Consider the following 482-nt stretch of genomic DNA (forward strand, 5'->3'; position numbering starts at 1 on the left):
GCATGAGGACGTCAAACTGTTTGCAGCCGAACAGATCGAGCGCTGCTTCGCCGATTGCCGGCATGACAGCGACCTGACCGTCGACGGCGAGCACGGTCGGATCGAGACGCGYAGCGTCCATGTGCTGAGCGATMTCGGCTGGCTGGCCGACCGGCACGACTGGCCAAGCCTCACATCCWTCGTCATGGTCRACAGCCTGCGTGAAATCCAGGGCAAAAGCCAATCCGAAACCAGGTTCTACATCACCTCGCTTTCGGCAAGTGCCGCCGATATCTCAGCCTATRTGCGCGATCACTGGGCCATCGAAAACAGCCTTCATTGGGTTCTCGACATGAGCTTCCGCGACGACGAAAGCCGCGTCCGCACCGACAATGCACCCGCTATCTTCACCGCAATGAAACACATAACCGCAAACCTGCTCAGGCTCGCTCCCGGCAAGGATTCCATCAACCTCAAGCGCAAAACCGCAAACTGGGATGACA

At 58.5% G+C, this 482-nt stretch carries 1 protein-coding gene; it reads left to right on the forward strand.

What is annotated here, in order from left to right:
• Positions 1–482, forward strand: a 482-nt coding sequence (locus AC1D0P_RS28835) for an ISAs1 family transposase (RefSeq protein ID WP_477679864.1), incomplete at both ends; no start/stop codon positions are given.

The organism is Polaromonas sp. P1_G2 (genome assembly GCF_056405515.1).